Here is a 17,774-nt window from a genome sequence, read left to right as displayed (position 1 = left end):
TAATGGTCATGCCGTCTTTAATGCTTCGTAACACTTGTTTGCGAAAGTCGATTGAATAGGTCATCGTTTATTTCACTAAATGAATTGGTTATAAATATTGTATCGGTTTTATCTAAGATTGACTATAGTAAATAGAAGCTATTAATTAAAAAATAGAAGCTCAATAATGCGTTTATAGCAGTATTACTTAACTTTATCTTTTGAAAAGTCAGTTGTGGAGTTTATTAATGTGTGGTAACAAATCAGTGACCATTACTGAGAGAACAAACGCTAGAGAAGCTTTAAAAAATATCTATCCTCTTATAGATACGCATACACATTTTGATGCTCCAGTGTTCGACAATGATCGCAAACAACAGGTAGAGCAGGCTTATAGTCAAGGTATTCGTCACTTAGTGCTAGTAGGTTATTTATATCAGTATTTTAATCGAATGTATGATACTCAAGATTTCATTAATAAAATGTCGCAGTCGTCTGTGAAAAAGGTGAATAGTAAAGATAAGTGCGATGTTGCAGCCCATATCGCGCTAGGTTTACATCCTTTTTATATTAAGCAGCATACCGACGACCATTTAACACAACTTGAGCAAATGGTGATAGAGCGTCGTCCATTAGCTATTGGTGAGATTGGATTAGACACCTTTACCGATGCAATGAAGCAGCCTGATATGTTTGCTAAACAAAAAAGGTTCTTTGCGGCGCAGTTGGATATAGCAGTAACCCACAATCTGCCAGTGATGCTGCATATTCGTAAAGCGCATGCTGAAGCGCTCGCAATATTAAAAGCGCATAAATACGATGCGCATAAATTAGGCGGTATTGCCCACAGCTTTAGCGGGGGTGAGCAAGAGGCAAAGGCTTTTGTAAAATTAGGGTTTAAGCTTGGTGTCACGGGTCAGATTACCAATCCGAAGGCCAAAAAACTGCGCCGTGCTATTCAAGTAGCAGTTGAGAGTCATGGCATCGAATGCTTGGTCATTGAAACGGATTGTCCAGATATGACACCTATTATGTGTCAGGTATCGGATGACACCCATTCACATGATAGAAATATACCAGCCAATCTACCATGGGTATTATCAAGCTTGAGTGAGCTATTAGAAATACCACATGATAAACTTGCTAAGCAATTGTGGCAAAATAGCTGTGATGCTCTAAAAGTAGACTGGGCATATTCAGTGTAACTGTGCTATTGATAAGAAAAGCATCGTTGTAATTAGAAGCTAAAAAGTACTAGCCAAATAAATGACAACCAAAATATTTGAAAAGAGAATTTGATCTGTTATGAGTGACACGCGACAATTTGAACAACCAGAATCCGTCGAAGACAGTCTTGCACAAGACGAATCGCGCCAACAAGATGAGCAGTACGATCGTCGTTTTCAAGGTACACGGACACTATATGGTACCTCTGCGGTTAATACTTTTTCGGCAGCTCATGTCTATATTATTGGTGTAGGAGGGGTGGGATCTTGGGCAGCAGAGGCGCTGGCTCGGACAGCAGTGGGAACGATTACGTTGATTGATTTGGATGTATTGGTTGCGTCTAATGTCAATCGCCAACTGCCTGCATTGGACAGCACATTTGGTCAAAGTAAAATTGAAGCAATGGCAACTCGTATTAGAGAGATTAATCCCACAGTAACCTTAAATTTGGTCGATGACTTTTTGACAGTAGATAATGTCGCCACACTCTTACCAAGTCGTGAAGCGGTCAAATACGCTACTGCTCAGGGGCAACCGATTGTTATTTTAGACTGTGTAGACGATATGAATGCTAAATTAGCAATTGCTTTACACTGTCGTTTTAATAAACTAAAGTTGGTCTGTGCGGGCGGTGCAGGTGGTAAGATAGATCCAAGTCAGATTAGAGTAAGTGATTTGCGTGACTGTTATCAAGACCCACTACTTGCAAAGCTACGCAACAAGTTACGCCACGAAAAAGGCATTAATAGTGCTTTAAAAGAAAAATTTGGTATCAAATGTGTCTATTCGACAGAGCCACCGATTGTAGATAAAAGCTGTCAAACAGGCGGTTTACAGTGCGGTGGTTATGGCTCAGCAGTGGTCGTTACGTCAGTGGTGGCGATGATTATGGTGAGTGAAGCTTTACAATTATTAATAAGACAGACGAGTCGTAACTAATGTGTCTGATATTATTTAATGGAGTTTACCTTGTCTATATCTAACTCGTCCAAGCAGAGCTACCCTGTCGCGGTAGATGAATTAGAACGTGTCAACAAGCTAAAGAAGTACCAGGTACTCAACGAAGATGATGAGCCTGCGTTCGATCGACTGGTTGCACTTGCAAAACTGTTTTTTGATGTGCCAGTCGTTACGATCACTTTTATGGATGAGGAAACACAGTATTTAAAACCAGCTTGTAAATTTGACAATGAATCTGACAGTATATGCACGACATCACGTGATATTGCTTTTTGTAACTATACGATACTGTCTGATGACGTTTTCGTAGTGTCAGATACTTGGAAAGACGATCGTTTTAGTCAGAATCCTATGGTCACAGGATCTCCATATTTACGATTTTATGTTGGTGCTCCTATTATCTTATATGAAGACAATAAAAGGTATCGTCTAGGTACTTTATGCCTTATGGATACAAAGCCTAATCATAGTTTTAATGAACAACAATCAGAGATCTTGGCAGAGTTTGCCAAAATGGCAGCTGATGCTTTGCAATTACAGGATAAGCAGCGTGATGCTAAGCGTGCTAATGAAATGAAATCGAGCTTTTTGGCTAATATGAGTCATGAAATTCGTACACCGATGAATGGTATTATCGGTATGGTAGAGATGTTAGGCGATACCGAACTCAGTAGCGAACAGCGTGAATACGTTGATAACATTAAAGTCTCCAATGAGCATTTGATGGTCATCATTAATGGTATTTTGGACTTATCGAAGGTTGAGTCTGGAAAAATGACGATTGATTCTATTCCATTGAATTTATCTAGTTTATGCAATGAGGTCGTCAGTTTGTTTGCAATAAAGGCACGTCAAAGAGGTGTAATTTTAGATTATCATTATACTGAAACACTATCACCTTATGTAAACGGTGATCCTGTACGTCTAAAACAGATTATTGCAAACTTGGTCAATAACGCGATTAAATTCACGCGTGAAGGTGGTCAAGTAAGTATCGATGTTAAACATATGGACAATTGCTACTGTCCAAATAACATTAACGAAAAATTCGTGAGTACGAGTCAAGAAAAAGAAGCAAGCAAAATAGAATGCGATGAAACTGGTCAGAATATAACTTTGTGTATAGAAGTGAAAGATACGGGTGTTGGTATCAAAGAAGAGTCGTTAGAGGCGATATTTGACGCTTATGACCAAGCGAATAAATTTACTCATCGTATTTATGGTGGTACTGGACTTGGACTATCTGTTTGTAAGTCTCTAGTCGATTTGATGGGTGGTTACATTCATGTAAATAGTGAAGTAGGAGTCGGTACGACATTTAGTGTTTTATTACCGTTGACTACTATTGATGAAGACAAGTATGAGACATGGCAAGACTCTAACGATACGACCATGATTGAACCTACGCATGAGCGATCTGGTCATATATTGTTGGTCGAAGATGATGCTGTCAATGCGATCATAGCCAAAAAATCACTAACCAGCAGCGGACATACCGTTACCCATGTTACGGATGGTCAGCAAGCAATTGAGGCTTTCGCTTTATTCCCTGATCGTTATGATGTGATATTGATGGATCATCATATGCCGATTATGGATGGGGTACAGGCAACTATTAAATTGCATGAATTATATGATCCTCAAGTATTGCCGCCCATTATTGCTCTAACTGCCAATGCAATGGACGGCGAGCGTGAGAAATATCTAAAAGTTGGTATGCAGGATTATTGCACCAAACCTTTTAAGCAAGAGCAGCTAAATGCCTTAGTACAGTATTGGCTGATACAGAAGCAATCATTGGCAGAAGAGTAACTTACTAGTTATTAGTATTAGCGCCATTGATTAGCATTTTAATGTAACTATGATTGGTAAATATAAAAAAAGCTTAACCGCCTATATGGTGGTTAAGCTTTTTTATTGATGATAAAGATATCAGTAAATATCAACTACCAGTCATGTTTAGAGCGATATTAGTTCACGCGAGTTTGGTAGTCGCCAGTACGCGTATCAACACGTACCACTTCACCTTGTTGCACGAATAATGGTACACGTACAACGGCACCTGTCTCTAATTTAGCAGGTTTGCCACCACCGCCTGAAGTATCGCCGCGTACGCCAGGATCTGTTTCTGTGATTTCTAACTCAACGAAGTTAGGCGGCGTGACTGACAGAGGAGCGCCATTAAATAACGTAATGGTACATAGAGCATTACTGTTTTCTTTTAACCACTTGATTGAATCACTCATTGCGTTTTTGTCCGCTTGAATCTGCTCAAAGCTCTCAGGATGCATAAAATGCCAAAACTCGCCATCGTTATATAGATAGTTCATTTCAGTATCCATCACATCAGCAGCTTCTAGGCTGTCACCTGACTTGAAAGTTTGTTCCAGTACTTTGCCACTACGAAGATTGCGCAACTTAACACGGTTAAAGGCTTGACCTTTACCAGGTTTGACAAACTCGTTTTCAAGAATGGCACAAGGGTTGCCATCAAGCATCACTTTTAGACCAGCTTTAAATTCATTAGTAGAAAAACTTGCCACAAGAAACTCCTAGGGGTTGTAAATATAATAGTAAGACATAGGGCTGACTGTACCAAAATTTTCTGTTATGCCAAGTATTTACGGATTAACGAGGATACTTTGATAGGCTAGACATTAAGGGCGTATAATATCGGATTTTGGGCACAGGTAATAGGCTGTCATGATAAACCATTTAATCACACAAAAAAACTGGCAAACGCAATTATCGGAAGCTATTACATCTGTTGATGAGCTATTGAGTATTCTGCAGCTTGAATCAATGCGTGCAGAAGTTTACGTACCTAAGCATTTTGAACTGCGTGTGCCGCGTGGCTTTGTGACAAAAATGGCTATTGGCGACCGTAATGATCCCCTGCTTAAACAAGTGTTGCCAGATCAGCAAGAGCAGATTAACGTCACAGGCTACGTAGCAGATCCGCTAAGCGAAAACACTCAAAATCCTGTAAAAGGCTTGCTTCATAAATATCAGTCAAGAGTATTGTTAACAATTACAGGTGCGTGCGCTATTCACTGCCGTTACTGCTTTCGCCAGCATTTTGACTATAGTGCCAACATGCCAACTGCCGATGCAAAAGAAAATATCATCAACTATATTAATGCAAATCCTGAGGTCAATGAGGTGATTTTGAGTGGTGGTGACCCACTAAATGTGACCAATCGACGTTTGTTTTCATGGTTAGATACTTTGGAGTCTCTTCCGCAGATTACTACCATTCGGCTGCATACGCGTTTGCCATTGGTGATACCCGCACGCTTGGACGCTGCATTGTTAGAGAGGTTATCTCAAAGCCGCTGCCATATTGTCATGGTCATTCACTGTAATCATGCCAATGAGCTAGATGCACCAACTGCTGAGTATTTGCAACGTGCTAGAGCAGCTGGAGTTACGCTATTAAACCAAGCCGTGTTGCTAAAAGGTGTCAACGATACCCTTAACGCGCAAGTACAGCTTAGTCAGCGTTTGTTTGCTTCTGGCGTACTACCATATTATTTATATGTGTTGGACAAGGTGGCTGGTGCGGCACATTTTGATAGTAGTGAGCAAGCAGCGATTGAGCTTTATTGGTCATTGCTAGCATCATTGCCAGGCTATCTTGTCCCTAAGTTGGTTAGAGAGTTACCTAATAAACCTTTTAAAGTGCCGATTGATATTTACAGCAATAGCTAATGTAGGGCACTATATCAATTTAGGAGAATTAGTAAACAAAGAGCGGCTCTTAAAAAAAGATGCGGATAGTATCTTTAGAAACTAAAATCTAGGATTTATGCTTTTTTATAAGTATAAATAGATATATGATTGGAACAGAATATAGACTGTCAGTATGTAATCTAACTAAAAAGCATATAACGTTAAATACAAAACTTTGCCAGTATGTAGGTATTGTCAGAGCGTACTGCTAGATTTAGGCTCACAATAAATAGATATCATCACTTTTCTATAGTCGAGCTTAACAAACATTTTTTATGCCATACATGTATTTGTACTGCTGCATATTACTGATTGCCTCAGAGTGACTAATAGAGAGTAAAGATACTGATGATAACGTTATCAATGCTTCAAGAGCATTTAGATTCTACAGAGCCACTACCTCCGCTATCTAATCGCTCAGTAAATGGTCAAGAACGTTACTTGTTAAAAATGTTGGCAACGCTACCGGCGCTCAGCCAAGAGCAGCAAACAGAACATTTAGAGAGTCTACTGACAGTATTACGTGAATCCAATATGGATGAACAACAGCGTCTTAAATTAATGGCAACAGTCGTTGATGCCTCAGACCGACTGATTGCAGCTTTTAGGCAGCACTATATCTATGAGACAGGCGCGCTTAGTCAGGATCAGATGTCTTATATCGCTCAAATGCAATCGCTACATTATTTAATTATCATGGTTTACGACAAAGTCATACGTCGTGAGACGCAGTTGTCAGAAGCCTCCCTAAACCAATCTTCTGGTAAAGGTTGGCAGCGTTTTTTTGGTGCTGAAACTAAACCTGATAGCACGCTTGCCATTGCGATTTATCAATCACTATTAAGATACCAAAAACTATTAGCAGAAGAAGCACTGTGCTATCGAAAGCCATCAGATTACCTGTGGTCTAAAGTCAATCAGTTATATTATCTGGCTCATCAGAGAAAAGTAGCTGATATTGATTTAAGCATACATACTGTCACGAACCAAACAAACAGTATTCATCAGCTATATTGCCAAATTTGTTTGCATCACTTGTTAAATTTGCGTGCTATGAGGCGCCCGAATATCTTACTCGTACAGCGTCTACTACCTGAATGGGCTAAGCACATGGTCGCGACAATGGAGCCTGCTACCGAGACAAAAGTTTTCGTTGATCTTCATAGTAGTAATCCGCCAAGCTATCTGACCGTCAACTCTCATATCAACCCATATGAAGATCGTCATGACTGTCTATTTATAGAACTGACACCGATAATTGAATATTTTGAGTCACGTAAAAAAGCCCTTATCGAAGAAGGTAGCACAGCAGAATATAGTTTGCTTAATGCTATTTCGATAACCATCAGCTACCGCTATTTGCAGCCGCCACTTACCTTGGCAACCAAATATACTAGCAAACATCAGGCAAAGTTAATCACCAATTTTAATGATATACACTACCATGTAGGCCATTCAAAAACTTTTGCCAATTTAATCGCTATAAAACATCTACTAGAAGAAGACAGACCTTTATACGATACATTTGACAGCGAGCGTGGCCGCAGTAGCGTTATAAACATTGAGACATTTGATGACCATGACAGTTCTTCAGCATATCGCAGACTGCATTTATTGCCAAAAGCTGGTGATCTCAATAAGAATGGTGTCGATAAAAATATTCTCAATCAAGAAGGGCTTAACGTTGAACAAACTGACCCTGACGTTTCTCTAACAGCACCGCAGCCCTTACACATAATGAGTCTGATTTTTGTCTATGGCTCTGAAAATACAGAACAACCTGATTGGTCAATAGGGGTGGTACGCTGGTTCAATGTAGATACCAAAAATCCAGAAGTGGAATGGCAGATACTCGGGCATAAAATTGTGGCATGTGGACTACGTTTGGAAGGCAGTAAAACGCGAAGTCATCATTTTGTACCAGCATTTATTCTCGGTAAAGATGAACAGCTACAGACGACTGGCACACTAATCGTACCACCTTCGTACTTTCAAACTGATGATAGAGTCGTCATGCGTATTGGTAATAAACAAACCTCCCTACGATTAGGACGCAGGCTGATGATGACTGATAAGTTTAGTCAATATGAGGTTGCTCAATTATAGCGCTTAGGGACATCCGTACATAATAGGTGTTTTAGGCCATAACGAAGAGTTTATACAGATTTCTGTCAGTAATATAGTAGTCGACAAAGGTCATAAGTTAATCTGCAGTTGGTCTAATTATTGTCTATAATGATAAATATTGTTACTCTGATTTTTATGATATCTCTAACAATAAAGTAATTATCATGGTGAAAGCTCAGTCTATACTGATAGGATTCATAGAATATTAACGCTAGCGTGTTTTATGTGCTAGGTTAGTTTTAGACAAAGATGTAAAGTAACAAAATAATAGATAATAATACGTACGACTAAAAGGCTCCTTATGCGCTCTCAATCTCTTTTAAATTTATTGGTAATCAATGATGATCAGCTCTACGCTGAACGTCTTGTGCAGTTATTGAGTCCTTATTACGATAATGTAAATTTAGGGTTTTTGGACGATAAAGAAGAGCTATTGAAACTCTTACGCCAACCGTGGGATATCTTGGTATTTGGTAAGGCTTATGATATGAGCTTTACGGATGTAGTGAGCCTAGTACAAGAGCAAAGTATTGATCTGCCGATGATTTGTCTAGTGAACGAAGAGATAGCGACGACAGCTTGTAATGAGGAAGGACTACCTACTGTTATTAGTGGCACAATGGTCAAAGCGCTCACCATCGATCAAGAAATGCCTGTCGTCATGGCTATTTGTCTACAGCATAGTAGTTTGCGCAGTCGTCGTGAGCTAAAAACTTTACGTCAAGTACTGTCTGAAGCAGAACAACGTGCTAATGTGCTGATTAAGAACTCCAAGAGCGCGGTTGCTTATATTGATGAAGGGATTCATATCTTTGCTAATGATCCCTATCTCCAATTATTCGGTTTCAAATCAATGAATGAAGCGGTAGGCGTGCCTATTATTGATCTGATTTCGGGTGGTGATAGTGTCAAAGGATTTAAACAGTTTTTACGTCAGTTTGACAAAGGCAGTCGCCAAGACGTTGAGTTTAATTTTGAAAGTGTGCGGACAGATGGCAGCACTTTTGAAGCGAAACTACAATTAGCATCAGCCACGTTAGAGGGCGAGCCAGTCATTCAGATTATTATTCAGCAGAATAGTAATAATAGTGCGGAGGTTGCTAAGCGTTTAGCTGAAGCTGAACGTAAAGATAATTTAACTGGCTTAGATAATCGTCGTGGTTTTGAAGAGCAGATGATAGCAATACATCAGCAGGCGTCCCAAGGACTAATGACCGCAGCCCTGCTATATGTGCAGGTTGATAATGTAGGAAAAATAAGAAGTAGTTTAGGTCTACAAGGAATAGATGCAACGGTCAAACAAGTTGCCCACACGTTGACTGAGCTAGTACCTGATGGGCATGTAAGCCGTTTCAGCGATACTGCATTCACGATATTAGTAAAAAACAAGACGACGAATGAGCTTGAAAATATTGCTAAACATATCGGTTCGTCAATAAAGGATATGTTTATTGAAGTTGATAAACGTACAACGAATACAACAGTCAGCATTGCTGTTGTCAAGATTGAAAAAAATCCTGTAGAGCCTGTCATCATATTAGAACGCGCCATGGATGCTATCAGCCAAATCATGGTAGAGACTTCTAACAGTGGTGGATCTTACCGTATATATGACCCAAGCGAACATGCCAATAGCGATGATCATGCACTTGCTGAGTCATTAGTGGATGCCATTACTAATAACCGTTTTGATCTATCATTTCAGCCAATATACGACATCAACAACGATCGTAGCGACTTCTTTGAAGTGTATCTACGGTTACCGCTGTCAGATGCTGACAATACGGTATTAACTCCTGATCAATTTATGGCGGTGGCTAAAAAACATCAACTGTTAGAAAAGATCGATCGATGGGTGCTTATCAATGCTTGTAAGAAAATTAATGACGTCCGTAAAGTTCATCCTGAAGCCAAATTGTTAGTACAATTAACTAATGCTTCATTGGTTGATAAAAAACTGCCGATAGTGGCCAGTCAATTGATAAAAGCGGTAGGCGGCACAGCTGGTGTATTGACACTCCAGTTCAATGAAATAGACATCTCTGATCACTTAACCGTCGCCAAATCTCAATTTTCCGCACTCAGCGATGTTAGCTGTCAACTAGGTATTAATAATTTTGGCTCTTCTGTTAAATCTATTGAAATTGCCAATTTTGTCCAGCCTGATATGGTACGCTTGGCGCGCAGTTATATTCAAGATATTGGTGCAGCAGAAAATCTAGAAACGGTTAAATCTCTTATTGCGCGTACTAATGACATAAAGGTCGATGTGCTTATGCCTTATATCGAAGATGCAGCAACGATGTCAGTCGCTTGGAGTGTGGGGGCGCGCTATTTGCAAGGGTATTATTTAGAAGAGCCTAGTAGCACGATAAAGGTAGCGAGTTAAAAGGCCAATACATCATATCGTTTATGTCATGGCGATGATATTCCTCAACCAAAGATTGCTAAAAATGTCCCTTATTAGTAGATATCAAATGAGCAGCCTTTTGGCTGCTGTTCTGTTGCTCACAGCTTGTGAGAAAACACCACCTGACCACCGCGCTCCTGTGATTCTGCCCTTATATACCGACGGGGATGCGGACAACGGCTCAATAATTTATAAAGATGCTTGCGGTCAATGCCATCAACGTAATGCAGGTCTGAATAAAAAAGGCCCACAATTAATGAATATATATGGTGCGCCGGCTGCCGAGTTAAAAGACTATACCTACAGCAAAGGGTTAGAAGATTCAGGTTGGGTATGGGATGCAGAGACACTCGATCCATACATTGCAGATGCACAAAAAGCCATGCCAGACTCCAAAATGCTGTCTGACCCGATGCCAAATGCGAAAGAGCGTGCTGATATCATTGCTTATTTATCTACGCTACGCGCCGCTGTACCGACTGTTACAGATGATGTGGACTGACTTATCATCGTTATGATCTAAAAAATGAGCCAATAACCTACTATGACCCATGCAGCTAACGATATATCATTATCTACCTCTCAGAGAACAGCGAATCCGCTCAGCCAGCCCATACCTAGTACGGCTGATTTTCAACGCAATCAGCAGAAAATTGCACAGCTGTTAGCGCAATTAAATCAGATTGTATTGGATAAGCCGCAAGCAGTTAGGCTAGCACTCAGTTGTATCTTGGCAGGCGGTCATTTGTTATTGCAGGACTTGCCTGGTATGGGTAAGACGACTTTGGCACAGGGCTTGGCGCAGTTGTTAGGTTTGAGCTTTAGCCGAGTGCAATTTACCAATGATATGTTGCCTGCTGATATTTTAGGTATGAGCATCTACGACCAAAACAAACAGCAATTTGAGTTTCGTCCGGGACCTATCTTTACTCAGTTATTACTTGCTGATGAAATCAACCGTTCCAGTCCTAAAACGCAGAGTGCGCTACTTGAAGCGATGGAAGAACGACAAGTCACGCAAGATGGCCAGACTTATCCTTTGCCGCAACCGTTCTTTGTCATTGCCACCCAAAATCCATTGCAACAAGCAGGTGTCTATCCGCTCCCAGAGTCGCAGTTAGACAGATTTTTATTATGCTTATCATTGGGTTATCCATCGCCTGCCGCAGAGCGTGAGCTGCTAAAAGGTAAAGACCGTCGCGAGCTACTCAAAGACTTGAATACGGTACTTGATACTGAAGCTGTACTACTGGCTCAGCACGCTGTCAGGCAAGTTTATGTAGCAGATACAGTACTGGATTATTTGCAGCGACTGGTTGCAAAAACCCGTGCAAGCCAAGAGTATCATGGCTTATCACCTCGCGGTGTGTTGTCGCTACAACGTGCTGCCCAAGCGCATGCCTATGTATCGGGATATATGGAAGTGACCCCTGAAGATATCCAAGCGGTGTTTGCTGCGGTCACTGATCATCGCCTCGGTCAGCGTTTCGTACCCGCGCATGTGACTGGTGGACAAGCGACAAAAACCATCGCCCAACGCATCCTAGCAGAAGTGTCAGTCGTCGCTTAGCGGCTGATATGCTGTTTGACCTATTGATTAACTGCTCGGTGAAACATAGTACTACACATAGTCAAATCTATATAACTTAGAAAAAATATCAAAGTCACTCAGTTCACTATTTACGGTATTTTCACCCGCTTTTCTTGTATTCGAATTGTCCTGAATCAACTATATCGTTCTATTCGTGAGTTTGCTTGTCAGTCAGGTATAAATACAAATGATGACAACATTGTCAATCAGATGGTAATCATAGGGTAGTCATGAGCTTGTTACCAAAGGCCTTAACCGCACCAATAAAATCAGCTCTGAGCCACTGGTTTGCCGCGCGCGCACCTAAGAGTGATAGTGCTACGCTTAATTTGCGTAATGTCTATATTTTCTTTAGTCGTGAAGGAATGCTATTCGCCGTATTGTTAGTGATTACCTTTATCGCGGGTATCAATTATGGCAACAATCTGGTGCTCGGTTTGTGCTTTTATCTGGTTAGTGTTTGGCTAATTAGTTTTCATGTTACTTTTACTCATATATCTGGTCTGCAAGTGCGTCTGTTAGAAGTCACTATGACAGAAGCTGGCTTGCCTGTTTGGATTACGCTACAGTTGAATAGTGATAGTCGCCAACCACGGCGTCAGTTGCTATTTGAATTTGAGCAGATAGCTAATAAGAAAACCAAAAATGGCACTAATGCACCACACTCAGTACTCATTACACGGCTACAAGGCGAGCAAGGCATTCGACTGCCTGTCCAGACTTACAACCGTGGTCAACTTGAACTACCGCGGTTAAAAATAAAAACAGTTTATCCTCTAGGTATCATGCGTGCATGGTCTTACGTCTATTTTGCGCGTACAGCTTGGGTATATCCAAAACCTGAAGTATTTGATTGGCAAGCAAAATATGCAATCGCAAGCTTAGAGGATTTACCAACAGGTGGGCAGTATAGACAGGGTCAGGACGACTTTGAGCGATTAGACAACTATATCGAGGGTGAGTCATTGGCCCGAGTCTCTTGGGGGCATGTAGCGCGGGGACAAGGCATGCTGACCAAGCACTTCGCTGATCCGGTCGGTCATGAGCAAACGCTTGATTATGCAGATATGCCAGCTGCACATCACGAGCAAAAACTTGCACAATTGGCTTATGGCGCATTGACGCTAGGTCAGCTAGGTGTGCCGTTTCAAATGCGTTTACCTAGTGATACTCCTGCTACTACGGAGATGGGTAACGGAGAATCCTTTGCGCAAGCATGCTTGCTAAGGCTTGCGAAAGCACCATGACCAATTCTAAACGCTTATCTTCTGCTGATGTTGATACACTGTCCACAGAGTATTCTGCGCTCGATGCTACAAAAACGGCAAGCTTTGAGCAGTTGGCTTTGGGTCAAAAAGTCACGTTTCAACCTGAGCGAAATGACGCTAAATGGTATCGTAAGTTATTTGCACTGCCAGCTTATTATTGGGTATTAATTGCCCAAGTCGTCGTTGTGTTACCGCATGCCGCACATTTACCATTATGGCTGATAGGATTTGCCGCCGTCAGTATCGCCGCTCAATTACCTCATATCAAAGCTAAATTCAAAAAACTATCGCACCTAAAGCGTATTTATCAAAGTATGCAAATGCTAGGATTTTTGTTGGGGCTATTAGGTCTATGGCTAACCTACAATACAGCATTTGGACTTGATATGGGTGTGGCATTTTTGGTGCTATGCCTAGTTAGTAAGCTATGGGAGCTATATAAGCGCCGCGATGCCTATGTGGTTTTGAATCTATCATTGTTTGTGCTTGCGGCATTATTTTTGATGGATCAAGGTTTACTGACTACTTTAGAAGTGATCGTTGGCGCAATCATTGTATTGCTAGCATTTATTGCGCTTAATGATGATAGCAATGCTAACGGTGATGGACGCTTGCGTACATTGGGCGTGTTAGGGGTTGGTGCATTGCCATTATTGGTGGTGCTATTTTTGTTTTTTCCGAGACTGCCACCGCTGTGGTCCGTACAGCTCTCAGGTCAGCAAGCCGTTACAGGTGTGTCTGATAGCATGTCTCCTGGTGATTTTGCCAATTTAGGACAGTCGACTGAGCTGGCCTTTCGCGTAGAGTTTGCTAATGAGCGTCCACCGCAACAGCAGTTGTATTGGCGCGGTTTGGTATTTAGTGATTTCGATGGTGTCACATGGCGTCCGGCCCCTCAGAAGGCTCAATGGTCGTCGAGATTGCAAGCACCTGCATGGATTCAGAATGCCTTTGCTACTGTACCTGATGAATCAAGAGCGGCACCTGTCAATTACAAGGTTATCTTAGAACCCACTCAGCAAAACTGGCTATTTGGTCTTGATTATCCGTTTTCTGAACAGCCAGATATCAATACTACCTCTGAATTTACCTTGTCAAAGGATAAACCTGTTACGCAGCAGCTTCGCTATGATGTGTTGCAGTTTGCACAGATGCGTATTGATCCAGTTCTAACAGAGGCATCAAGACGTGAAAATCTTGCCTTGCCTAATGAAGGTAACCCTCAATCGCGCGCGCTTGCTAAGCAGTTATTTGAGCAGTCAGGTTCAGACCCTGTGCGCTACATCGCTGCTATTGAGCAATGGATCAATCGGACAGAGTTTCGCTATACGTTGTCGCCACCACGGCTCAATACCAATCGGATTGACGAATTTTTATTTGAAACCAAAGCAGGGTTCTGTGAGCATTACTCGTCAAGCTTTACCTTTATGCTACGCGCTGTTGGTATTCCTGCACGAGTAGTAGCGGGCTATCAAGGCGGTGAGCCAAGTCGTAATGGTAACGTATGGGAAGTGCGGCAAATGGATGCACACGCATGGACTGAGGTTTGGCTTGAGGGCCAAGGCTGGGTACGTGTGGATCCGACAGCCTTTGTGGCGCCTGAGCGAGTAGAGCAAGGCATGAATACGATGACCGAGCAGCAAGGGGCAGCTATGTTTGGCAATGGTGCCAGTGCACAAATCAGCTATCAGCAGTATCAGATGCTACAAATGCTACGCCGACTATCAGACCAAGCGAGCTACTACTGGCAAAAAGACGTAGTTGGCTATGACCAAGACAAACAGGCAGACTCATTACTCAAATGGTTCAATATTAGCTCAATCATGCAGCAAGTCGTTTGGTTAGCCACCAGTGCGGTTTCCGTTATGGCTATCTTAGTATTTGTCATTTGGTATCGCCGCCGCAAACGTTGGCATCCAGCAGACTTACCTCTTGCTCAGCTCTCAAAACGTGTTGCCAAACATGATAAATTATTAGCTCGCAATGATAACGAAGGGCAGCTAGCTTGGCTGGAACGTTTGGCATCGGCTACTGATAGCCGTCAGGGTGACAATGCTCATTCTGCTACGAGTCAGCTAACAGATAGTAGTGACCCAATCGTTATTCAGACAAAGCTTATTGAAATTAGACAAAACTACCGTCAGTTACGCTACGGACGACTGAGTACATTTGATAGCAGTCATAGCGAGTATCAAGAACGACTCAAACAACTTAAAAAAGATGTGCGCGCATTGTTATAAAGGTTTTTGGTGATAGTGCTATTAAGTTGCTTTGATGATAGTGCTGTTGAGGTATTTTGAACTGACGATAAGTTAGATAAGCGAATTAGTGAATAAGTAGAGAGGCGGTTATATGGCGATATATGTAGATTTTGTGCAGATAAAATTCAAAGGCCATAAGTGGTGTCATATGCTGGCGGATAGCTTGCAAGAGCTACATGATTTTGCGGCATTTATTGATGTGGATGCGCGTCTATTTCATCGTAACGCCAGCTATCCTCATTATGATATCACGGTTCAAATGCGTGAAATCGCTATTGCACAAGGCGCTATTCCTGCAGATAGAAAAAAGATTATCGAGTGCGCAAAGAAATTAAAAGTAGAGTTGAATGACCAGATAGAGCAATCTAGTCATTCTTGACATGAAAGCTTTTTAAGTAAATAAGTAATACTTCCGTAGCACATTTCACTTATTTACTCGAATGTATATTTATTCAACTATATCGATCGCATTATTTTGCTATTGCTGCAGTACTGATAGCGTTAAGTGCTTTTGAGATATTAGCAATCTCAGTATCGCAACCTTTGATATTGTGGCGTGTCTTGAGGTAGTCAGGGTTGTTGTATGACAGCCATACTTTTTTATCAGCATCTTCGCTAATTAGGATTTTCTGCGGCAAATCAATGGCAACGGTTTGCTGACAGTTCATTAATGGCGTACCTGCCTTAGGGTTGCCAAACATAACGACTTGCGTTGGTCTCAATGATAAGTCGACACTCTGTGCATTTTTCTGATGATCGACTCGTGCAAATACTTTCATACCCTTGCTTTCGATAACTGAAACCAGTTTGTCTGCGGTATCTTGAACGGAGTGATTGCTCTGTAAAGTTACCAAGCCTTTTTCGGCATTGATAGAGGTTGTGGTGTCTGTCATAGCACCAGTGCTATTGGTTTTATCCAGCAGCGTATCGATACTGGCACAAGAAGAAACGGCCACTGCCAGCGCAGCGATAGAGACGATTTTAATCATAATGATACCTATAAGTTGTCTGTAGTATGGTCAGTCCTAACTATAATGAGCAACATCGAATATTCATTGTGCGTAATCAGGTTTGTGATTGCAATACGTCTTAACAGAACGTTAAACCAAATGTTCTGCCAAATAATCTACGAGCAGCCTAATCTTTGGTGATAAATGACGGTTGTGCGGATAAATAGCCCAAATGCTTTCTTCGGGCTCTCTATAATCGTCAAGTAAACTGACCAACTCGCCGAACGCTAAATACTTTTGTACATAATAATCAGGAAGCTGTACGATACCCAGACCTTTTAGCGCAGCATCGACCAGACTATAGCCGCTGTTATATTGCACCGTACCAGAGACACGCAGGTTCCTTTCTACGCTCGTTTGTTGGTTGTTCGTCTTACCATGAGCATCGCTATTCTCTTGTACTTTAGTGGTATCTATAAAGTGCCAATAGTCACGAGTACCCAATAGGCAATTATGTTGACTTAAATCACTCAGTTGGTGTGGTATACCGTGTTTTTTTAGATAAGAGGGCGCAGCGCAGACAAAGTTAGTACGCAGGCTAAGTCTCTTTGCCATCATCGTCGAGTCATGCAATTTGCCAATACGAATCGCCAAATCATAACCCCCTTCAATCAAGTCAATTTTCTGATTACTCAAAAAGGCAGTCACTTCGATATCGTGATACTGCATCATAAAATCATTGATGAGTGGTAATAACTGCTGCTCACCATAAGTAACGGGCGCTGTTAGTTTTATTCTACCTTGGGGCTTTGATTGTAAGTTGCTTACGGCTTGCTCAGCGGCATCCAAGCCGTCGAGTACACTGCGGCAATGCTGATAGAACACACGGCCTTCTTCGGTTAATGAGACCTTACGCGTGGTTCGATATAGCAGCTTTATATTTAAGCGTTTCTCTAAAGCGCTGATCTGACGGCTGACTTGTGCGGTCGAGATACCCAGCTCTTTTGCACCACGTGTAAAGCTCTCATATTCTGCGACATACACAAACTCACTAATCCCTTCCCAGCGCATGATTATTACCAATATGTAAAAGATATTTGCAAATATAGCATATTGTTATCCGCTCAGAAATAAATATAATGGTTAGTATCAATGTAAACAGATGGTGTTTTACTGTCATCGATGCTTGCCTATAGAGGGCAGGCAAGATAAGCTCAGTCTATCTTTATTTGTTTTAACTATAGATATAGTAAACGCCAAAATCCATAA

14 protein-coding genes are annotated in these 17,774 nt (G+C 41.5%); 11 read left to right on the top strand and 3 right to left on the bottom strand.

Annotated elements, in window-relative coordinates; translation table 11 throughout:
* The first annotated feature begins 290 nt into the window (after positions 1-290).
* From JMX63_RS04005 to JMX63_RS03995, 3 genes are all read left to right on the top strand, one after another.
* Positions 291-1,184, top strand: a complete 894-nt coding sequence (locus tag JMX63_RS04005) for a TatD family hydrolase (RefSeq protein ID WP_227673234.1) — start codon at positions 291-293, stop codon at positions 1,182-1,184.
* A 100-nt stretch (positions 1,185-1,284) separates the two neighbouring features.
* Positions 1,285-2,145: a tRNA threonylcarbamoyladenosine dehydratase gene (locus JMX63_RS04000; RefSeq protein WP_201571103.1), complete on the top strand. Its 861-nt coding sequence runs from the start codon at positions 1,285-1,287 to the stop codon at positions 2,143-2,145.
* A gap of 18 nt (positions 2,146-2,163) precedes the next feature.
* Positions 2,164-3,978: a GAF domain-containing hybrid sensor histidine kinase/response regulator gene (locus tag JMX63_RS03995; protein WP_201571101.1), complete on the top strand. Its 1,815-nt coding sequence runs from the start codon at positions 2,164-2,166 to the stop codon at positions 3,976-3,978.
* 158 nt (positions 3,979-4,136) lie between these two features.
* Here the strand turns inward: JMX63_RS03995 and efp are convergent, their stop codons facing one another.
* Positions 4,137-4,709, bottom strand: a complete 573-nt coding sequence (efp, locus tag JMX63_RS03990) for an elongation factor P (protein WP_057761310.1) — start codon at positions 4,707-4,709, stop codon at positions 4,137-4,139.
* Positions 4,710-4,869: 160 nt separating this feature from the next.
* Between efp and epmB the strand changes: the two genes are divergently transcribed.
* The 8 genes from epmB to JMX63_RS03950 all read left to right on the top strand — a co-directional run bounded on the left by epmB (position 4,870) and on the right by JMX63_RS03950 (position 15,934).
* Positions 4,870-5,877 (top strand): EF-P beta-lysylation protein EpmB, encoded by a 1,008-nt coding sequence (epmB, locus tag JMX63_RS03985; protein WP_201571099.1) that lies wholly within the window; start codon positions 4,870-4,872, stop codon positions 5,875-5,877.
* A 369-nt stretch (positions 5,878-6,246) separates the two neighbouring features.
* Positions 6,247-8,004: a hypothetical protein gene (locus JMX63_RS03980; protein ID WP_201571097.1), complete on the top strand. Its 1,758-nt coding sequence runs from the start codon at positions 6,247-6,249 to the stop codon at positions 8,002-8,004.
* A 322-nt stretch (positions 8,005-8,326) separates the two neighbouring features.
* Entirely contained in the window at positions 8,327-10,414 is a 2,088-nt protein-coding gene (locus tag JMX63_RS03975; RefSeq protein WP_201571096.1) for an EAL domain-containing protein, read from the top strand.
* A gap of 88 nt (positions 10,415-10,502) precedes the next feature.
* Positions 10,503-10,937 (top strand): c-type cytochrome, encoded by a 435-nt coding sequence (locus JMX63_RS03970; protein ID WP_265089089.1) that lies wholly within the window; start codon positions 10,503-10,505, stop codon positions 10,935-10,937.
* A 42-nt stretch (positions 10,938-10,979) separates the two neighbouring features.
* A complete protein-coding gene (locus JMX63_RS03965) occupies positions 10,980-12,005 on the top strand; it encodes an AAA family ATPase (RefSeq protein WP_201571094.1) in 1,026 nt (341 codons plus the stop codon).
* Positions 12,006-12,256: 251 nt separating this feature from the next.
* Positions 12,257-13,273 carry a hypothetical protein gene (locus JMX63_RS03960; RefSeq protein ID WP_201571093.1) on the top strand — a complete coding sequence of 339 codons (1,017 nt, stop codon included), beginning with the start codon at positions 12,257-12,259 and terminating at the stop codon, positions 13,271-13,273.
* Positions 13,270-15,534 carry a transglutaminase family protein gene (locus JMX63_RS03955; RefSeq protein WP_201571091.1) on the top strand — a complete coding sequence of 755 codons (2,265 nt, stop codon included), beginning with the start codon at positions 13,270-13,272 and terminating at the stop codon, positions 15,532-15,534. Before JMX63_RS03960 ends, JMX63_RS03955 begins: the two co-directional genes overlap by 4 nt.
* 112 nt (positions 15,535-15,646) lie before the next feature.
* The gene (locus JMX63_RS03950; RefSeq protein ID WP_057761296.1) at positions 15,647-15,934 is read left to right on the top strand and encodes a DUF4031 domain-containing protein; all 288 of its coding nucleotides are present in this window, start codon (positions 15,647-15,649) and stop codon (positions 15,932-15,934) included.
* Between the two features lie 91 nt (positions 15,935-16,025).
* Here JMX63_RS03950 and JMX63_RS03945 read toward each other — a convergent pair whose 3' ends face one another.
* Positions 16,026-16,544 carry a DUF302 domain-containing protein gene (locus tag JMX63_RS03945; RefSeq protein ID WP_201571089.1) on the bottom strand — a complete coding sequence of 173 codons (519 nt, stop codon included), beginning with the start codon at positions 16,542-16,544 and terminating at the stop codon, positions 16,026-16,028.
* A 111-nt stretch (positions 16,545-16,655) separates the two neighbouring features.
* Positions 16,656-17,576, bottom strand: coding sequence for a LysR family transcriptional regulator (locus tag JMX63_RS03940; RefSeq protein ID WP_201571088.1), 921 nt, complete (start codon positions 17,574-17,576; stop codon positions 16,656-16,658).
* Positions 17,577-17,774 lie beyond the last annotated feature (198 nt).

This window comes from Psychrobacter nivimaris (genome assembly GCF_904846365.1).
GTDB classification, from domain to species: domain Bacteria; phylum Pseudomonadota; class Gammaproteobacteria; order Pseudomonadales; family Moraxellaceae; genus Psychrobacter; species Psychrobacter nivimaris_B.
The sequence above is the reverse complement of the archived record's forward strand: the minus strand, read 5'-3'. Positions and strand labels throughout refer to the sequence as shown.